The sequence below is a fragment of the Parabacteroides faecis genome (genome assembly GCF_014647375.1).
In the GTDB taxonomy this organism is placed as follows: Bacteria; Bacteroidota; Bacteroidia; order Bacteroidales; family Tannerellaceae; genus Parabacteroides; species Parabacteroides faecis.
The window spans coordinates 342,082-361,530 of record NZ_BMPB01000001.1; the positions used below are offsets into that span (position 1 = coordinate 342,082).

Consider the following 19,449-nt stretch of genomic DNA (forward strand, 5'->3'; position numbering starts at 1 on the left):
ACAGGCACGCACCTGCTTTTTCATATCTTCGCAAAATAATTAGAGGATTGCATGTTACAACGTAAAGCACTAAGCATCTTATTTATAATGCTTATCACATCAACTGTCGATGCCCAGCGGAAAGACAGCTTGATATTCAGGAATTCAAGAAATGAGTTTGAAACCACTTACAATAAAATATCAGAGAATAAGGTATACCAGATGCTGCGCGTTCCCGTGCCTCTTTTTGTCATATCGGCCATCACCTACAGGCAGGGAGATAAATTCCGGACATTACGCAATACCCACGTACCTGATTTCCATTACAGGTATGACGATTTCCTGCAATATGCCCCGCTGGCAGCCGTGATCGGAATGAAACTGGGAGGTGTGGAAAGCCGCAGTTCGTGGCCTCGCCTACTTGTATCGGACCTGTTTGCCGCCGGTATCATGGCGACAGCCGTCAACAGCATGAAATACACCATCAAACGGGAACGGCCGGACGGTTCTAAAAACAATTCGTTTCCTTCGGGGCATACGGCAACTGCTTTTATGGCGGCCACCATCATGCACCGGGAGTATGGCCTGACACGCAGCCCGTTATACAGCATAGGAGGATATACAGTAGCGACCGCCACCGCTTTCAGCCGCCAACTGAACAACCGCCACTGGCTGAGCGACGTACTGGCAGGTGCCGGTATCGGTATCTTATCCGCCGAACTGGGTTATTTCCTCGCCGACCTTATTTTCAAAGACAAAGGACTGAATCTGCCTGATAAGCTCAGGGAATCTGCCCCTAAAGGCGGAAGGCCGTCTTTCCTTGAATTTTCAGTCGGATACAGCATCATCAACGGGAGCGTCGAGATCGGCAAGAATATACGGCTCAGTTCTCCGGGAGCAACCAACGTAAGCGTAAAAGGTGGTTATTTCTTCAACCCTTATTTCGGTATCGGAGGCGAAGTGACGGCGCTCGCCAGTCCGATGGCTTTCGATATGTCGCTATACACCGGGACAACCCCTTCGACCAAATACAACATTACCCGTGTCCATGCAGATCCTACCGGTATTTTTACCTTTACGGCAGGGCCTTATTTCTCCTTGCCGGTAGCCGGTAAACTGCTCCTGGGAACAAAGTTCCAGGCAGGATATTCCCACCTGGTTAAAAATGATGTCGAAATGGACCTGCAGGAAAAGCAAGCTCCTTACACAACCGTGAACAATATCGCTTTCATGAAAGGGGAAGGCAGCAGTAATTACATCCTGCGCACAGGTATTTCAGCAACCGGAATAGTCAATCGCAATTTGGGGATACGTATGTTCGTGGATTACGATTATACCTTTCTGAAAGCCCCTTACCAGCTATTGACCAGCCTCGCCAATGATAAACCGACCTACGGCGAATCCCATTTAAGCAAACATAAGATGCACTATTTTACGATCGGTGCCACAGTGACGGCCCTGTTCTGGTAGTTATCGGTCGGTAGCAGGAACGAGCCGTACCTTGATTTCTTCACCCTGTCCGCTTTCCAGGTTTACATCGAAAACGACCCGGTATGTTCCTTCATTGGAAGCATCATAACTATTCTTCGATACATTATCCAGAATAGATATGGCTGTGGCAGACGGACTATCCACGATCAGTTGCATGCATTTACCGTCTTTTTTCAGTTCCACCATATGGCTGTCCAATACACGGGGAACGGCTCCGGTCACAATTGTCCACCTGACGGAAGCAGGCTGGCCGTCTGCCTGTACCCGGTCGGTCACCGAAAGATATTTTTCATTGATTAGCGCGACTTCGCGGACGGCACTTTTCAAATCTCCCCCGAACAATCCTGTCATTTCCAGAGAAGCACCGAGCTTATGATCATCCGAGTATATATTTGTCACAGGCACGAAGCCTTTTACACGGTGATATTTGCCATTTACAGTCAGCGTACTATGAGCCAGGTTATTATAACGGAATACATCCCAGCGTTGCCCTTCCTGTGAAGAGTTCCACAAATCTACATTTTCTTTTTCCAGCGAATAGTATTCCTGCATGCCCAAATCCTGCACCCAGCGGACACCCAAAGCATCAAAAACAAACGATCCGGCATCCATATGGGCATGACTGGTCGAAGCTGTTCCTCCTTTTATTCCCAGATAAAAACCTTCACCGTCCTGCCATCCCGTACGAATCAATACGACAGGCGTTTGTCCGTTTCCAACCCACAACTTAGTTGCAGGAGGCATCAGTTCTTTCATTTTATATTGCGATCCATAGATAGGGATCAATGGCAAAAAGCGGTTTTCCTCATCGGAGAACGACAACTCGGCCCGGCTTAAAATATCCTTCTCATTCCATAACAAAGAAGGGTCCTGCAATTTATCGGCAAACCAATACATAGCGGGCAAGGCAAAGACCGACTCACGCGAATCGCTGAAATTAAAACATTTGCCGGTCGTCCCGGTCATAAATTGCATAAAGCGGGCGGAAGCCAGAAAACCTTCTGCCTCAGAAAGTCCGCCATCAGACCCCAGAGCCGATTCGAGTGCCGCATTCATAAGTACCTGGAAGGTAGTTCCATATCCCCAATAATTATATCCTTCGGGATAGGCACCATCGGGAGCATACCCTTTCAATGTCAAACCGACTGTAGACAAAGCCCGCTCAATGATCTCGCGCGCCTCCCCCGGATGATCCTCCAGAACAGCCAATGCACCGTAAACCAACCCGGCATTACAGACCTGGTTCCAGTTGTTGGATGCACTCAGGAACCAGTTATACCGCTTATCGCGAGACGGGGCAAAACCTTTATTCAGAATAGCCTCTTTCACCAGTTTCCGCGTATCCGGAGATAGTTTATCGAACAACCAGTCATAACCGAGAGCAACCGCCATGGTCATTTCACCTGTATCCAGGAAATGCGAGGGATTCCAGTCATTGAACGAACAAACAGCAATCATTTCCTGCTCGGCACGCAGGAGGTATTTCTCCTCCCCTGTCATGCGATAAGCATAAGAGAGATAGAAAATGCGCCGCAAAGCTTCCCGTGATACGGCAAGTAGGCGCTTCCCTTCTTTTTTATAGGTCAGCATCGGCTTCATCGCGAAAGCATCGCATTGCCGAAGAAGATATTCATGCAACCGGAGTATCTCCGGATTATGTGCCAGACCGGATTTTATCTTCTGTTCTTCTCCCTGCTTAACCAGCAAACGGGGATGGGAAGGATAAGAATCAAAGTGTATCCCCTGCGCACAAACAGGGACGAACAAGGTCATACAAAACACAACAAGAAGGGCAGCTTTATTCATAAGTCAGTATGTTAACGAGTTACTAGGTACAAATATATAAAATAACCTCTCAGCAAATTCATATAGACTCACATTTTATCTGATTTGAGCTATCCCCTTATTAAAGTGACTTAGCTATTACAGGTCTATTTGCCGTCAGTTTTAACTGACGGTTTACAAGTTTTCTCTCTTTTTTGGCTTCAGCCACATTTCTCTTCAATAGAGAGACTGCTTAAATGGGACTAAAGTCCAAAGAGAGAGAGCATTTACTAATCCGTTGGTTAAAACCAACGGCAAATGAACCTGTAACTAAGCATGTTTTATGTATGACTGATCGCTTGCTCGGATAGTTCAATTATTTCTAATTGTGAAACAGCTTAATACAATAATTTGTTGGAGAAGCCTACTCTAGCTGTCATTTAGAATAACAACAAATGATCAGCAAACAGGATATTCACTTTCTATATGATTAGAAAAGATCATATTTGCTAACACATGCAAATCCACACCTATCACTTCCGGAAGAGCCAAATAAACATATATTAACACCAGAGAATACTAAACCATCTTGCCCATCTCGTTTTAAACGGATTAAAAATTCGTTTAAAACGAACTGACATTTTATTTAAAACGAAATGAGGCTTCTCTTCAGGTGAATTTTTGTTAATAAACCATCCGGATAAGCTCCTATAACAGAACAAAAACATGTTATCCGGCATATTCGACATGCCAGAATAGCTAATAACACGACCAGACAAGAAATATCAAAAAGAGCACACATCGCAGTCATTTAAAAAGACCACGCCACCAAAAACGACTACATAAAAATCACAATATCGTAATAATTCCTTTTTACATAGCAAAACATCAACCATCCATCCCTGCACAAGCCCATAAAATACACAAGTCCCTATACTCTCCTTACAGAAGCTACCCAGACAAAGATAAATTATCATTTTGTCATCCAAATAGAAGCACAACATCCTGACATTTCATTTTGAACATGACTTTCTTTTTGACAAATCACCGCAACACCTCCAATAGAATAATACCCCTATCCTTCCTCTAAAAATTATTTAGTGCCCCTCTAATTCAGGAGAATTGAACTTTTTTAGCTATGTTTGCAAAAGCATAATTAAAAAAGTAATGAAAACACTGGTACACACAGAGAAAGAACATATCGAGGAGATTATCCGTAGCTGCGACGTCTGCTTTGTCGGGCTGGCAGATACAGATGGCACACCTTACGTCATTCCCATGAACTTTGGTTATCAGAATGGTGTTATTTATTTACATTCAGCGCAGGAAGGCAGAAGTATCTCTATCCTGGAACGGAACCCGAAGGTGTGTGTCACCTTCAGTACCGACCACGACCTGGTATTCCAGCATCCCGAAGTGGCTTGTAGTTACCGCATGCGTTCCAAAAGCGTCATAGGCTGGGGAGAAGTGCGGTTTGAAGAGGATTTCGACAAGAAAACAGAGGCGTTGAATATTATTATGAAGCAGTATTCGGACAAAGAATTTCGTTATTCCGATCCGGCAGTAAAGAATGTAAAAATATGGCTGGTAGACCTCGATGAAGTAACATGCAAAGAGTTCGGGGCTCCACACAAGAAATACTAAACATTTAAGAGAATGAATTTATGAAGAATTTGTTAGCAATATTTTTAATGGTGTTCCTGTTCGCTTCGTGTGAAGGACCGGCAGGCCCTCCGGGACGAGACGGACAAGATGGTGGTATAACTTATTGGGGAGTGGAAAACGTCGAAATAATGTCGAACGAATGGAAAGTCCAGAAAGACAAAAATGGTGATCCGGCCTATTATTCATACGACTATAAAATCAAAGATACTGATTTCAATACCTATCTCGATACCTATGGAGACGGATTAGTAACAGCATATATGTATCTGGATTATAAAACCGACATAGAGGCGCAAACTCCTCTTCCTGCAATTCTACCTTTGAGAGAAGAAGACAACTATCAATGGAGAGAATATTACAGCTATGAATATACAACCGACGGTTTTGTCATATTCACAGTAAAATATTCTGATTTCATTTTAGATCAAAGACCTCCTACGTCTCATTTCAGAATTGTTTTAACCTATTAAAAAGTACGCATATATCAGATATTTAATGTACTTTTGCCCAAAATAAGACGTTCAAAATAATGGGATTGCAAAAGCATAGCAAGGTACTGAATGAAACAGTAGAGAAGCTTTCGGACGAGAGCTCATACAAACAACTGTTTCATGCATACCGTGACGAAGAGGCATTACCTTCGGGAGAAGTACTGAAGGACATCATAGACCTGTGCCGCGCAATCCTGTTTCCGGGTTACTACGGGAATGCACGGATCAGCAAGCAAACCCTCCGTTTCCATACCGGAGTGAACGTAGAAACCCTGCACACCCTACTCTGCCAGCAGATCTACGCAGGACTTTGCCTGGCCGACACAAGTTGTACATCCTGTCCGGAAGAGAAAATACAAGCCCATGCGGAGGAACTTACCGAAGCATTTATCTCTACCCTGCCGGAAATGCGAAGCCTGCTCGCGACCGATGCCGAAGCCGCCTACAACGGCGACCCTGCAGCACAGAACATCAGCGAAGTCATATTCTGCTATCCCGGATTCCGGGCAATCTGTAACTACCGCATCGCACACCAGCTCTATAAGCTACGTGTCCCTTTCATCCCCCGTATGATCACCGAAATGGCTCATTCCGAGACAGGTATCGACATCCATCCGGGAGCTGAGATCGGACACTATTTCTCTATCGACCACGGAACAGGAACCGTGATAGGCGAAACCAGTATCATCGGGAACCGCGTACGTATCTTCCAGGGCGTCAGCCTTGCCGGAGAGAAACTGCCCCCCGACGAAAACGGGAATGCTATCCGCGGCGTAGCCCGTCATCCGATTCTGGAAGACGACGTAACCGTCTATTCCAATGCCACTTTGCTGGGTAGGATACGGATCGGCAAGGGAGCTACGGTCTGTGGTAACGTATGGATCACCGGCGATATTCCTCCCGGCGATGTTATAACACAAAATAAAGTAACTAAATAATATCTTTTCTTACAACGCACACAAATGAATAACGAGACATTTGAAATGGTGGCCAAAACCCTGTACGGGTTAGAAGAAATACTGGCCGGTGAGTTATTAGCTATAGGTGCCAACGACATAGAGATTGGCCGTCGTATGGTATCCTTCACAGGAGATAAAGAAGTCCTTTACAGGGCGAACTTCTGTTGCCGCACCGCCTTACGCATCCTGAAACCTATCTATCACTTTAAAGCAAAAGATGCCGATACGGTTTATAAGGAAGTAAAAAAGGTCGCATGGGAAAACTACATGTCACTGGATAAGACCTTCGCGATCGACTCCGTGATCTACTCGGAAGATTTCAATCACTCCAAATTCGTGGCTTACCGTACCAAAGATGCAATTGTCGACTACTTCATGGAGAAGCACAACAAGCGCCCGTCCGTACGTGTGAACAATCCCGATTTATATATCAACATACATATCTCCCACAACGATTGTACCTTGTCTATCGACAGTTCCGGCGAGAGCCTCCACAAACGCGGCTATCGTGTGGAACAGACGGAAGCACCGCTGAACGAAGTGCTGGCTGCCGGTATGATCCTGAAAACAGGCTGGAAAGGCGAATCGAACTTCGTCGATCCGATGTGTGGTTCCGGTACCTTGCTGATCGAAGCAGCCATGATCGCCCTGAACATCGCTCCAGGTATCCACCGCAAAGAGTTTGCTTTCGAAAAATGGATCGACTTCGACCAGGAACTGTTCGACCGTATCTATAACGACGAGAGCAAGGAACGCGAGTTCACCTTCAAATGCTACGGCTCGGATATCAACCCGGCGGCCATCGAGATCGCCCAGAAGAATATCCGCAGCGCCGGACTGGCTAAATATATCGACCTGAAAGTGTTGCCTTTCCAACAATTTACGGAAGCACCGCAGCCGGGTATCATGGTTACCAATCCGCCTTATGGCGAACGTATCTCCACCCGCGACTTACTAGGTCTCTATACGATGATCGGCGAACGCATCAAACATGTATTCACCGGTTATAAAGTATGGATACTAAGTTACAAAGACGAATGCTTCGACAAGATTGGCCTGCGCCCTAATGAGAAAATGAAACTGATCAACGGTTCGCTCGATTGTGAATACCGTTGCTACGATATCTTTGAAGGAAAGAACAAAGACTATAAGAAAGCACTGAGCGAAGAAGGAGAAACACCATCCGACTCACGTCCCAAGACTGAGTTCCCAAGAAAAGAGTACGGAAGCCGGAATAACGACCGCCCATTCTCTTCAACACGCCCCAACATGAAGTACGACCGCATGGATAGTCCTGCCCGCCGCTTTGCCGCCGCTCATAGCGAAGATGAAGAAGAACGCGCAGCAGCAACACCCGGAAAACGTTATTTTGGAGAAGAGCGCAATGACGGGCGTCCGATGCGTAAGCAGTTTGGAGGCGAGCGCCCGGATCGCAAGCCTTTTGGCGAAAGACCGGCAAAGATGCGCTATAAGACGGAAGACGGAAAAAACGGCGACCGGAAGAGGTTCGACTCCAACCGGAAGCGCTTCGATGACCGTCCGGACAAACGGAATTTCGGCGACAGTTCCTTCAAGAAAACATTCAAAAAGAGAGAGGATGATTCAGAAGATTAAATCATCACTGCTACTTTGTGCATTTGTTTTATCTACACCTATAACATTGATGGCACAGGACAAACAGTTCACCTTACACGACCTGATCCCCGGGGGGAAAACGCACAGCCGTTTTGTTCCTGAGAATCGGCCGGGGTTACAATGGGCCGGCGACATGTATATATATGTAGAGAAGAACAGTGTAATAGGAGCCAAGCCAAAGCACTATCCCGAAATACGCGTCAGCCGCTCCGGACTGAACCAGGCGTTGCAGGCTGCCGGCCTCGATTCCGTGGCCCGTATGCCGTCGTTCTCGGTTCCTTATAAAGGGAAACAGATATTGGCCTTTACCCAGAAACAGCATCGTATCCATTACGATATGCAGGAAGGGAAAGTCGTTGCCGATTATCGACTGGATAAAGCAGGAAGCAATTACGAGTTCTGCCCGGCAAACAGTTACCTGGCATTCACGGACGGGAATAATATCAAAATCCTTTCACCGGACAATCAGACCAGCATTGTTACACGTGAAACAAAAGACGGTATTGTCTGCGGACAGACCGTTCACCAGCGGGAGTTCGGTATTAACAAAGGGCTGTTCTGGTCGCCGAAAGGCTCTGCCCTAGCCTTTTACCGGATGGATGAAAGTATGGTAACCGATTATCCCATCGTGAATATCGATGCCCGTTGTGCCAAAGCGGAACCGCGGAAGTATCCGATGGCAGGCATGAAGAGCCATGAAGTAACCGTCGGCATCTATAACCTGTCGAACGGGGAGACTGTCTGGCTGCAAACCGGAACACCGAAAGAGAAGTATCTGACAAATATAGCCTGGAGTCCGGACGAGAAAAGTATCTATATCGCCGAGCTGAACCGCGACCAGAATGAAATGCAACTGGTCCGTTATTCCGCCCTGACCGGCGAGAAAGAGGCCGATCTGTTCACTGAAAAGAACGACCGGTATGTAGAGCCGCAACACCCGGTGCTCTTCCTCCCCAACGACCCGGATAAATTTATCTGGCAGAGCCAGCGCGACGGCTACAACCATCTGTATCTCTATGATACCAGTGGTAAGCTGCTCAAACAACTGACCAAAGGAGACTGGATCGTAATGAATGTTTTGGGCTTCGACCCGAAAGGTGAAAACCTGTTCATCACGTCCACACAACCACATCCGCTGAGTTCGTTTAGTTACGGGACACCGCTAAACATCAACGGCTGGCGATTGGAGATGAAGAAAGGAGAGACTCATCTGATATCCGGAGGCACAGGCTTACGGGGGGTACACAACCTCTCGATCAGCCCGGACGGGAAATATGCCATCGACAATTATTCCACTCCCGATGTTCCCCGAAAGATAGAGATCGTACAGACGAAAAACAGAAAGACGATAGAAACCCTACTGACAGCTGAAAATCCGTACGAAGGTTATGCCCTACCCGAGATCGAAGTCGGTACTATCAAAGCTGCCGACGGTGTAACGAATCTCAACTACCGCCTGGTCAAACCGGTCGGACTGGATGAAAACAAAAAATATCCCGCCATTATCTATGTGTACGGCGGCCCGCATGCCCAACTGATTACCGGCGACTTTATGAACGGCGTACGGGGATGGGATATCTATATGGCCCAACGCGGATACGTCATGCTGACGGTAGACAGCAGGGGATCGGCCAACCGCGGATTTGAATTTGAAAGTGTTATCCACCGCAACCTCGGTGTCAACGAGATGGCGGACCAGATCAAAGGGGTAGACTTCCTCAAATCGCTCCCGTATGTGGATGCCGACCGTATCGGTGTGCATGGCTGGAGCTACGGCGGTTTCATGACTACCAACCTGATGCTTTCATACCCGGAAATATTCAAGGTAGGCGTTGCAGGCGGTCCGGTGATCGACTGGAGTAACTACGAGATCATGTACGGCGAACGGTATATGGACCGTCCGCAGGATAATCCCGAAGGATATAAGAATGCCAACATGAAGCTGAAGGCAGGCAACCTGAAAGGACACCTCCTGATGATCCACGGCGACATCGACCCTGTGGTTGTATGGCAACACAGCCTGGGCTTCCTGAAAGCCTGCGTGGATGCCGATACGTATCCGGACTATTTCGTCTACCCGCGCCATCCGCACAACGTGACCGGCAAAGACCGCCCGCATCTGTATGAGAAGATTACGCGATACTTTGACGACTACCTTAAATAGTTGACAAGTGACAGTTGACAGTTAAGTTACAAGGATGGCTTTAAGCTCAGTTCAATTGCCGTCTGCTTTAACTGAGGCTAAACATTCGATATTGCAATATAACAATAATAATAAATTACAACGATATGAACATTCTGTTATTAGGCTCCGGCGGCCGCGAACATGCAATAGCCTGGAAAATTGCTCAAAGTCCGAAAACGGACAAGTTATTCATTGCTCCCGGCAACGCAGGTACGGCTCAGGTGGGAACCAATGTGGCTATCAAGGCAGACGATTTCCAGGCCATCAAAGACTTCGTATTGGCCAACAATGTGAATATGGTAGTTGTAGGTCCGGAAGACCCATTGGTAAAAGGTGTTTACGACTTCTTCAAAAACGACGCTTCACTGGCAGATATCCCTGTGATCGGCCCGTCGAAGGAAGGCGCACAGCTGGAAGGCAGCAAGGACTTCGCCAAAGCATTCATGATGCGCCACAACATTCCGACTGCCCGCTATAAGAGTATTTCAGCCGAAAACCTGGAAGAAGGATATGCATTCCTTGAATCGCTGGAAGCTCCTTATGTGCTGAAAGCTGACGGACTGGCAGCCGGAAAAGGAGTGCTGATCCTCGACACACTGGAAGAAGCGAAAAAGGAACTGGCCAACATGCTGGACGGTATGTTCGGCGATGCCAGCAAGACAGTCCTTATCGAAGAGTTCATGACAGGTATCGAATGCTCCGTATTCGTCATGACCGACGGCACAAACTACAAAGTGCTCCCGGTAGCCAAAGATTATAAACGTATCGGCGAAGGCAACACCGGCCTCAACACCGGCGGTATGGGGGCTGTTTCGCCCGTTCCTTTCGCCGACGAAGCATATATGGCAAAGGTAGACGAACAAATCATCCGCCCGACCATCGAAGGACTGAAGGCGGAAGGTATCGACTATAAAGGTTTCATCTTCCTCGGCCTGATCAACGAAAACGATCCGAAGGTGATCGAATACAATTGCCGCATGGGCGACCCGGAGACGGAAGTAGTCATGCTCCGTATCCAGAGCGACCTGGTAGACCTGCTGGAAGGGATAGCCGAAGGTAACCTCGACAGCCGCACCCTGGTTCACGACCCGCGTGCAGCCGTTACAGTCATGCTGGTAAGCGGCGGTTACCCTGAAGCGTATGAAAAAGGCAAAATAATCTATGGACTGGATGACGTGCCATCCGACAATATCCTCTTTCATGCCGGCACCATCGCCGCCAGCGGACGTATCCTGACCAACGGTGGACGCGTCATCGCCGTCAGCTCATACGGAGCCAACAAGGAAGAGGCCCTTGCCCGCTCATTTGCCGGAGCAAAGACCATCCTATTCGACCGGAAGTATTTCCGTAAAGACATCGGGTTCGATCTGTAAGTAAGTTTAAATATTATCAGATGTGAATGTAGGGGCGGGGTCTGCCCGCCCATCTTCACCGGTTGTTATATTATTGTCGCAAAAGGCGGGCAAACCCCGCCCCTACAGAACCTGTTATTTGGGTTCAATTATTTCTAATTCAGAATGAACAATACATACCATTACTCCCGCAGGCACAGTATATCAGGCACAGGCACTTTTGTGGTTGTGCTGGTGGCCTGTATTGCCTGCTGGATCGTAAGCTATTTCAACTCGGTCGGCTATCCGGTATACGGAGAGGTGACAGCCCCTCCCCTGTGGAATGCTATCTGCCAGGTATTGCCCGGCAAAGCTTTCACGTATACCATCGGTATGCTGTTGATGTTCGGGGGAGCCTTCCTGCTCCACCGTGCCAACTATATCCTGGTGCTGATCCGCGAAAAGACGCTGCTGCCTTTCCTGTTCTACGTACTGTTCATCAGCACCAATCCGGACTTCCTGCCGTTGAAGTCCACCTCGCTCGGTGTATTCTGCCTGATACTCGCCATCTACCAGCTATTCACCTCCTACCACGACCCCCATGCCAAAAGCAACGCCTACAATACCGCCTTGCTGATCGGGATCGGGAGTTTGTTGTGGGTGCATATTCTTTGGTTCATTCCCATCTTCTGGATAGGGATGTATAATTTCAGGACGCTGAATATCCGGACATTCCTTGCCTCCCTGCTGGGAGTAGGTACCGTTTACTGGTTCCTGTTCGCCTGGTGCGTCTGGTTCCGTGACTTTACGCCGTTCACCATCCCGTTTGCGGGCTTGTTTAAGATACGTTTCCTGATGGCTACGGGGATCGGGTTGCTCGACTGGATAGGTATTGCGGCCGTAGCTCTTTTAACAGCGGTTTCCGCCATCAATATCATTACGCACGAATATGAGGATGTTTTACGTACACGCCAATTCTTATCCTTCCTTATCGTTCTGTCGATATGGGCATTCGGGCTCTATTTCCTTTACGAACAAGCATCGGAAGAGTTTCTGGAAACAGCCTGTGTCCCGGCTTCGATACTGATCGCCCACTTCTTCACCGTGATGCGGGGCAGGATCGTCTTCTGGACATTCTATGCAACAATCGTGCTTTATTTTATCCTCTTATTTTTACGTATATGGAATTTCTGATAGAATACGGATATATCGGGGTGTTTATCGCCTCTTTCCTCGCTGCCACCATCCTGCCCTTCAGCAGCGAAGTCGTACTGACCGGCGTACTGCTGGCAGGTTCGGCCTACTGGCCCTGTATGGTAGCCGCGACCTTGGGTAATTTCCTGGGCGGCATGAGTTGTTACTGGCTCGGTATGCTTGGCAAAGTGGAATGGATTGAGAAATACCTCAAACTGGATGCCAAAAAGCTGCAAAAGGTACAAGAATGGATTGCGGGAAAAGGCTCGTGGATGGGCTTCTTCGTCTTCCTGCCGGGCATCGGCGACTTCATCGCGGTGGCACTGGGTTTCCTCCGCGCCAACATCTGGATCGTCGCCATCTCCATGTTCCTGGGCAAAGCCATCCGCTACTGGGTGTGGATGGAGTTCGTGTATAAGGTGCAAAGCATGTTTTAAAGGACTATAGTGAGAGGATACCCGACACTATAATCCTAATCTACCTGACACTATAATCCTAATCTACCTGACACTATAAACCTATAGTGTCCAGCACTACTATGTTATCCGTAGCTTGAAAATTATTCAGCCAGCCACTGGTTCAGTTGCGTCAAGATCTTTTCCTTGATGTCTTCCGGCATATTACCGATACGTGAACGGTGGCTGCCACGGGGCTGGAAATAGACTTGCTCATTCTTCTTCCCTTTGAATACCGGGGCATGGGCAGCGCTCCACGGATCGATCTCGCCATAGATGAAGATCATCTTCGGATCATTGTCTTTCAGGAAGTTATATATCTTATGATAAAGAGCCGGACGGAATTCTACCTTGTCTACCAGTTCTTTCGGAAGCATGATGCGGTTGAGGTATCCTTTGCTGCTCTCTATGGTCAGGTACTTTTTGAAGGGTTTGGTGTCATAACCGTAATAGCCCAGTTCGCGGGCTGCCTGTACAAAGAAAGAGATATTCGGCTGGTTCTCGGCAAAATAGTCGGGACTACTGATATCCATCAGATGTTTGAACAGCGCTTCCGTATCGGCATGCACGGAAGGAATTACGGAAACCGATGTTCCCCATTGCCACAAGGCGAAAGGATATTCCAGTACACAATAATCCAGCACTTCTGCCATCGGGATACGGTATTCCAAGCCTTTTTCTTTGGAGAGCGCTTCGAGTAAAGGGAGCATTTCAGCTTTGCGGCTCAACACTTCTGTTTGAAAATTCTTTATCCTGTTACGTTCTTTCTTTGTGCCGACTTTACGGAGGAACGGTTCGTGACGACCGTCTTCCACTCCCTTACACAGCGGACCGACATACGGAACGGAGATATCGACATCATCGGGAAAGAAAGCACGGTAAAGCATGGTGGTCTGGCCGCCCTTGCTGATACCTGTACTGATCCATTTGCCGGTATAAAGCTGTTTGAATGTCTGGTTGACGTTATGCAGGTCGTAAGCGGAATTTTCGGCAGTCAGGTAATCCCAGTTGCAAGGTTCGGGAGTAGACTCCAGGAAATAACGATACTCCACAAAGACCAGGTTGGCGTTCAACAGCTTCGTCAGTTCTTCCTCATATTTGGGATTGAGGGCATAGGCGCCGCCGTAACCTTCCGTTACCAGGACAGTCGGACGATCGAAACCGACATGACCGATAACGACACGCTGGGTAAAGGTACCTGCTTCCGGATGCTTCGGGTCGATGGGTTGGGTGATACGTACCAGGTACTTCTCCGGATAGACATCCGATTCGAGTTGTTCGATGTTACTGATCCCTTTCAGGGAGGCAAGCTTCTCTTTCAAATCGCCCGGTGAAGCAAAAGCCACCAGGGTACACAGAAAAGAGAGGAGCAGAAGATGAAATGTTCTTCTCATGGTTTATCTTTCTTGTTGTTTATAATTCTTCGTTTATTAGTGATCGTACGGATCAATCCTTCATATTTCGCCCGTTTTACGGCCGACCTGGCAAAGATACGATTATAATCTTCACGGGTAAAGTCCGCCAGGTCTTCTTTTTTAAAGGAAAGGAAAGCAGGCGACGGGGTAAAAGCCTCTTCACGGGTAGGAACAGCAAAACGGTTCCAGGGGCAGACCTCCTGGCAGGTATCGCAGCCGTAAAGACGGTTGCCCAGGCGGGAGGCAAGCTCGGAAGGGATATCGCCTTTATGTTCGATAGTGAGGTAAGAGATACATTTGTTCGCATTCAGATGACCGGCAGACTCCAAGGCACCCGTCGGACAGGCGTCGAGACAACGGCGGCAGTCGCCGCAACGATTCTCCTGAGGGCTGTCGTAATCGAGTTCCAGCGTAGTGACGATCTCACCGAGGAAGAAGAAAGAGCCTTTACCGGGGATGATAAGATTAGTATTTTTGCCGATCCAGCCAAGGCCGGCTTTCCAGGCCCAATAACGTTCGAGAAGGGGGGCGGAGTCGGTGAAGGCACGGGCTTCCGGAGCAGGTTCTATAGACGGAAGAAGTTCTTCCGTGATGTATTGCCAGAGTTGGCGGAGTTTGTCTTTCAGTACGATATGGTAGTCTTTTCCGTAGGCGTAATAGGAGATACGGGGAGCATCGGGAGATTGTTTCTGTGCCGGATAATAATTAAGAGCGACAGAGATGACGGAACGGGCACCTTCGATCAATCCGGCGGGATTCAGACGGATATCGCGGTAGTTCTCCATATATTTCATCCCTGCATGATACCCTTCAGCTATCCAGCGGTCAAAAAACAAAGCTTCGGTGTCTGCGGAAGAGACCTCAGCTATTCCGCAGGCATCGAAGCCCAATTCTTTCGCTTTCTTCTTTATGCTGACAGATAGATTCATTATCTACTCGAATACCTTGAACACATACCCTTCTTTCTGTAGCCATTCGATGGCACGGGGCATCGCTTCACGCATGTTCGTTTCGGCTTTGAGGGAATCGTGGAAGACGATGACAGAGCCGTTGCGGGTATAGTTTTTTACCACGTTGAAGACACCGTTCGGCGTCATATGCGGACTGTAATCGCGGGTCACCACGTCCCACATGATAATCTTGTATTTCTTCCGCAAGGCTACCACCTGCGGGAAACGCATATGACCGTGCGGCGGCCGGTACAGGTCGCTGTGGATATATCCGGCAGCCTGCTCGATGTCATCCAGGTAATTCTTCGTCCAATATTGAAGTCCCTGAATATGATGGAAGGTGTGATTGCCTACCCGGTGTCCGCGATCGAGCACCATCTGATAAACTTCAGGGTGTTTGCGGACATTGTCTCCTACACAGAAGAAGGTCGCCTTCACACCATATTTGTCGAGTATATCCAAAACCCAAGGGGTAACCTCGGGAATAGGGCCGTCGTCGAAGGTGAGATATACACACTTCTCCTTGGCCGGTATCCGCCAGATTACCCCTGGGAACAGGACCCTGTAGAACCAGGGCGGTTGTTCTATAAACATATATTACTTATTTCCGCGAACCGAACCGTAAGCCATCCGGTAGTTGTCAAACTCTTCCTGATACTTCTTAGCAAATTCGGGGTTATAATGTTTGCTGACTGCCAGAACTTGCTGCATGACGGCCAGGTTATGTTCCAACTCTCTTGTCACAGAAGCCAACTGAGACGGTCTCAGACGGAAGAACCAGTCGATATTCCGCATGGCATTTTCTGCAATTCCGGTAAAGATCTCTTCAGCCTTTTCTGTCTCATCGAGTGCATAATACAACTCACCGGTAGAAAGAGCCGTATAATCCAACGGTACATTTTCCGGCGGCAATACTTCCATACTCTTATTCAACACGTTCAACGCTTTCTCATTCTTGCCTTCCTTCAACAGGTCTTCAGCCAGTTTATTGAACAATGCCATACGGTAGCTCTTACACATACGCATCACGTTCTCATCGATATAAACACCCGGTTTATCTACACCACCCCATTTGAATTTGTTCATCACATTGTCGTACATCTTCTCTGTGTTGGTGTTTTTGTCCGCTTGCTTCGGAACGATCTGGTAAGCCAGACCTGTCTGTTCAAAGTAACCGTCCAGGCCGACGAACTGGTCTGGGTTCACTGTGATCGCATAGTAGATAGGACGTTCCCAGTTGTTGGTTTGCAACATATCCAGGATGATCAGTTCCTGTTTACCCAGCGCTGTCTTTCCTTTCAGGTTGATAGTCATCTCTGTCAGCAGATCGGTAGAGTCGGCAAGACCTTTCGCCAGTGCCGTAGCCGAATCGACTTTATAGATCAGTGTCTCTGAAGGAATATAATCGAGTTCCTGGTTGAATCCCGGTATCTTCTTGAATTTCGGGTCATTGCTGCGTACGAAATTCAAACCTGTGCTCAGGTCGATAGGTTTATCCATCATCGGAACGATATAGGCGGCATCACGTGTGCCTTGTATATAATCCGCACGATCCCATGAGATAGGCAGCGGAGCCGATTCGTAAGCCTGTTTCTTCATCTGGTCGATATACCAGTCTGTCTGCAGGTAACTGGTGTTACATACGCGGACATCGGTACGGATACCTTCCACTTCCTGTGCATACCACAACGGGAATGTATCGTTATCGCCATTGGTGAAGATCACCGCATTCGGTTCACACGATTCCAGATAGTTGGCACCGAAATCACGGCAAACGTAGCGTCCTGAACGATCGTGATCGTCCCAGTTCTGTCCTGCCATCTGGATAGGAACGAACAGGCATAATACGGTTGCAATGGAACCGGCAGCCACAGCAGGCAACTTTCCATACTTCTCGATCAGCTTGGCCAGTGCCGCGACACCGAACCCGATCCAGATACAGAACGCATAGAAGGAGCCTGCATACGCATAGTCTCGTTCACGCGGCTGATACGGTGTCTGATTCAGATAAAGCACGATAGCGATACCTGTCATAAAGAACAGGAAGAAAGTGATCCAGAAACTCTGGATACCCCGCTGACCGGAATAAGCCTGATACAACAAGCCCAGGATACCGAGCAGAAGCGGCAGCATATAATAGACATTATGTCCTTTATTATTCGCGATATCGGACGGCATGTTATCCTGCGGGCCGACAAGCACCTCGTCGATCGCCTTGATACCAGTGATCCAGTTACCGTTCATCACCTCGCCATTTCCCTGAATATCGTTCTGACGTCCGGAGAAGTTCCACATAAAGTAACGCCAGTACATGAAGTTCAGCTGGTAAGCGAAGAAATAACGCAGGTTTTCGGCAAACGTCGGTTTCATCACTGTCACATTCTCACCGCAACGGTTGAACTTCACCGGTTCTCCCTTAAACTGCGACCATTCCTTATAGGCCCCCACATGTGAATCGACATTGCTGTACATACGCGGGAAAAGCATATTCAACTCATCCACATATTCGTATTCAACATCGTGACGGGAAACGAAATATTTATCTTTCTCTTTCGGATCTTTCTTGATCACGCGGCTCCAAACGGCTTCACCTTCCTTAGTGACAGGAGCACAGTTACCACCCTGGTTCTCACGTTTTACCTCCGAGGCAAATGTCTGTCCGTAGATCAACGGTGTCTTACCGTATTGTTCGCGGGCCAGATAAGAACGCAGCGTGAAGATATCGCTCGGCGCATTCTGGTTCATCGGGGTATCCGCCGTTGCACGGATCATCGTCAGTGCATAAGAAGAATAACCGACAACGATCACCATCAGGCAAACCAATATAGTATTCAGCAATTTGATATTGACTTTCTTGCTCATGAACAGGTAAGCCGTCAATGCAGCTGTCAGGATCACAGCGATCACATAACCGCTACCGATAAACGGAACACCTACCAGCACGATCGCTACGATAAAAGCAATCTTCATACGCGTCGGATTTATCTCATCGCGCATCGTTTCCCAGATGGCCCAGACCAAGACGCCCGACAAAGCAATCACATACGCAAAGACACCCGAATTGTAAGGCATACCCAGTACATTTACGAACAACAGTTCGAAATAACCGCATACCTCGACCAGTCCCTGAACGACCCCATACATCATCAATCCGACGATAGCAAAAGAAACCAACAACGCATAGATGGTCCCTTTCATTGTAGGATTCGGGAATTTCTTATAATAATAAACCAGGACGATAGCCGGGATACAAAGCAGGTTCAACAGGTGGACACCGATACTCAACCCCATCAGGTAAGCAATCAGTACGATCCAACGGTCGGCATGCGGACGGTCTGCCGCCTCTTCCCATTTAAGGATCAGCCAGAAAACCAATGCCGTGAACAGAGAAGAATAGGCATATACCTCACCTTCTACCGCACTGAACCAGAATGTATCACTAAAGGTATAAGCCAACGCACCTACCAGACCGCTACCCATGATAGTGATCATTTTACCTAATGAGATTTCGTCCTCATCGTTCACCATGATCTTACGGGCCAGGTGCGTAATACTCCAGAACAGGAATAAAATGGTCAGCCCACTGAAAAGTGCCGACATCGAATTCACCATTTTTGCCACCATGGAAGTATCCGACGCAAGTTGCGTGAACAGGTTAGCCGTCAACATAAAGAACGGTGCTCCGGGCGGGTGCCCTACTTCCAGTTTAAAAGCTGAAGAAATGAACTCACCACAATCCCAGAAACTGGCAGTGGGTTCGATAGTCATCAAATAAACGGTAGAGGCGATCAGAAAAACAACCCACCCCAACACGTTGTTGATTAGTTTATACTTTCTCATGTTTGTATAAAGTGTGATAATTAAATTGTCAATATATGCTATCCTCACACGGACAGTCGGCCGCAAAGGTAAGCATTTACGTTTAATACCAACGC

At 48.0% G+C, this 19,449-nt stretch carries 14 protein-coding genes; 9 read left to right on the top strand and 5 right to left on the bottom strand.

Going from position 1 to position 19,449, the window contains the following annotated elements; genetic code table 11:
- The first annotated feature begins 87 nt into the window (after positions 1-87).
- Positions 88-1,449: a phosphatase PAP2 family protein gene (locus tag IEY67_RS01100; RefSeq protein ID WP_229800922.1), complete on the top strand. Its 1,362-nt coding sequence runs from the start codon at positions 88-90 to the stop codon at positions 1,447-1,449.
- Here the strand turns inward: IEY67_RS01100 and IEY67_RS01105 are convergent, their stop codons facing one another.
- Positions 1,450-3,276 (bottom strand): heparinase II/III domain-containing protein, encoded by a 1,827-nt coding sequence (locus IEY67_RS01105; RefSeq protein WP_183670376.1) that lies wholly within the window; start codon positions 3,274-3,276, stop codon positions 1,450-1,452.
- Positions 3,277-4,401: 1,125 nt separating this feature from the next.
- On the opposite strand from IEY67_RS01105, the gene IEY67_RS01110 reads away from it, so the two are divergent.
- The 8 genes from IEY67_RS01110 to IEY67_RS01145 all read left to right on the top strand — a co-directional run bounded on the left by IEY67_RS01110 (position 4,402) and on the right by IEY67_RS01145 (position 13,131).
- Positions 4,402-4,878, top strand: a complete 477-nt coding sequence (locus IEY67_RS01110) for a pyridoxamine 5'-phosphate oxidase family protein (protein ID WP_122353234.1) — start codon at positions 4,402-4,404, stop codon at positions 4,876-4,878.
- 20 nt (positions 4,879-4,898) lie between these two features.
- The gene (locus tag IEY67_RS01115) at positions 4,899-5,369 is read left to right on the top strand and encodes a hypothetical protein (protein WP_183670374.1); all 471 of its coding nucleotides are present in this window, start codon (positions 4,899-4,901) and stop codon (positions 5,367-5,369) included.
- Between the two features lie 59 nt (positions 5,370-5,428).
- Positions 5,429-6,328: a serine O-acetyltransferase gene (locus IEY67_RS01120; RefSeq protein WP_122375773.1), complete on the top strand. Its 900-nt coding sequence runs from the start codon at positions 5,429-5,431 to the stop codon at positions 6,326-6,328.
- Positions 6,329-6,352: 24 nt separating this feature from the next.
- Positions 6,353-7,963, top strand: coding sequence for a THUMP domain-containing class I SAM-dependent RNA methyltransferase (locus IEY67_RS01125; protein WP_370449253.1), 1,611 nt, complete (start codon positions 6,353-6,355; stop codon positions 7,961-7,963).
- Positions 7,947-10,148, top strand: a complete 2,202-nt coding sequence (locus IEY67_RS01130) for a S9 family peptidase (protein WP_183670372.1) — start codon at positions 7,947-7,949, stop codon at positions 10,146-10,148. Before IEY67_RS01125 ends, IEY67_RS01130 begins: the two co-directional genes overlap by 17 nt.
- 125 nt (positions 10,149-10,273) lie before the next feature.
- Positions 10,274-11,542: a phosphoribosylamine--glycine ligase gene (gene purD / locus IEY67_RS01135; RefSeq protein WP_183670370.1), complete on the top strand. Its 1,269-nt coding sequence runs from the start codon at positions 10,274-10,276 to the stop codon at positions 11,540-11,542.
- Positions 11,543-11,686: 144 nt separating this feature from the next.
- The gene (locus tag IEY67_RS01140) at positions 11,687-12,694 is read left to right on the top strand and encodes a hypothetical protein (protein ID WP_122353239.1); all 1,008 of its coding nucleotides are present in this window, start codon (positions 11,687-11,689) and stop codon (positions 12,692-12,694) included.
- Complete coding sequence (locus IEY67_RS01145; protein WP_122353240.1) at positions 12,682-13,131, top strand: YqaA family protein; 450 nt, start codon at positions 12,682-12,684, stop codon at positions 13,129-13,131. Before IEY67_RS01140 ends, IEY67_RS01145 begins: the two co-directional genes overlap by 13 nt.
- A gap of 122 nt (positions 13,132-13,253) precedes the next feature.
- On the opposite strand, the gene IEY67_RS01150 is transcribed toward IEY67_RS01145, so the two are convergent.
- From IEY67_RS01150 to IEY67_RS01165, 4 genes are read right to left on the bottom strand one after another with little or no spacing between them, the layout of a single operon-like run.
- A complete protein-coding gene (locus IEY67_RS01150) occupies positions 13,254-14,543 on the bottom strand; it encodes a S28 family serine protease (RefSeq protein WP_183670368.1) in 1,290 nt (429 codons plus the stop codon).
- Positions 14,540-15,493, bottom strand: a complete 954-nt coding sequence (queG, locus tag IEY67_RS01155) for a tRNA epoxyqueuosine(34) reductase QueG (RefSeq protein WP_183670366.1) — start codon at positions 15,491-15,493, stop codon at positions 14,540-14,542. Before queG ends, IEY67_RS01150 begins: the two co-directional genes overlap by 4 nt.
- Positions 15,494-15,496: 3 nt before the next feature.
- Entirely contained in the window at positions 15,497-16,108 is a 612-nt protein-coding gene (locus IEY67_RS01160) for a polysaccharide deacetylase family protein (RefSeq protein WP_122353243.1), read from the bottom strand.
- Between the two features lie 3 nt (positions 16,109-16,111).
- Positions 16,112-19,354: a DUF2723 domain-containing protein gene (locus IEY67_RS01165; protein WP_183670365.1), complete on the bottom strand. Its 3,243-nt coding sequence runs from the start codon at positions 19,352-19,354 to the stop codon at positions 16,112-16,114.
- Positions 19,355-19,449 lie beyond the last annotated feature (95 nt).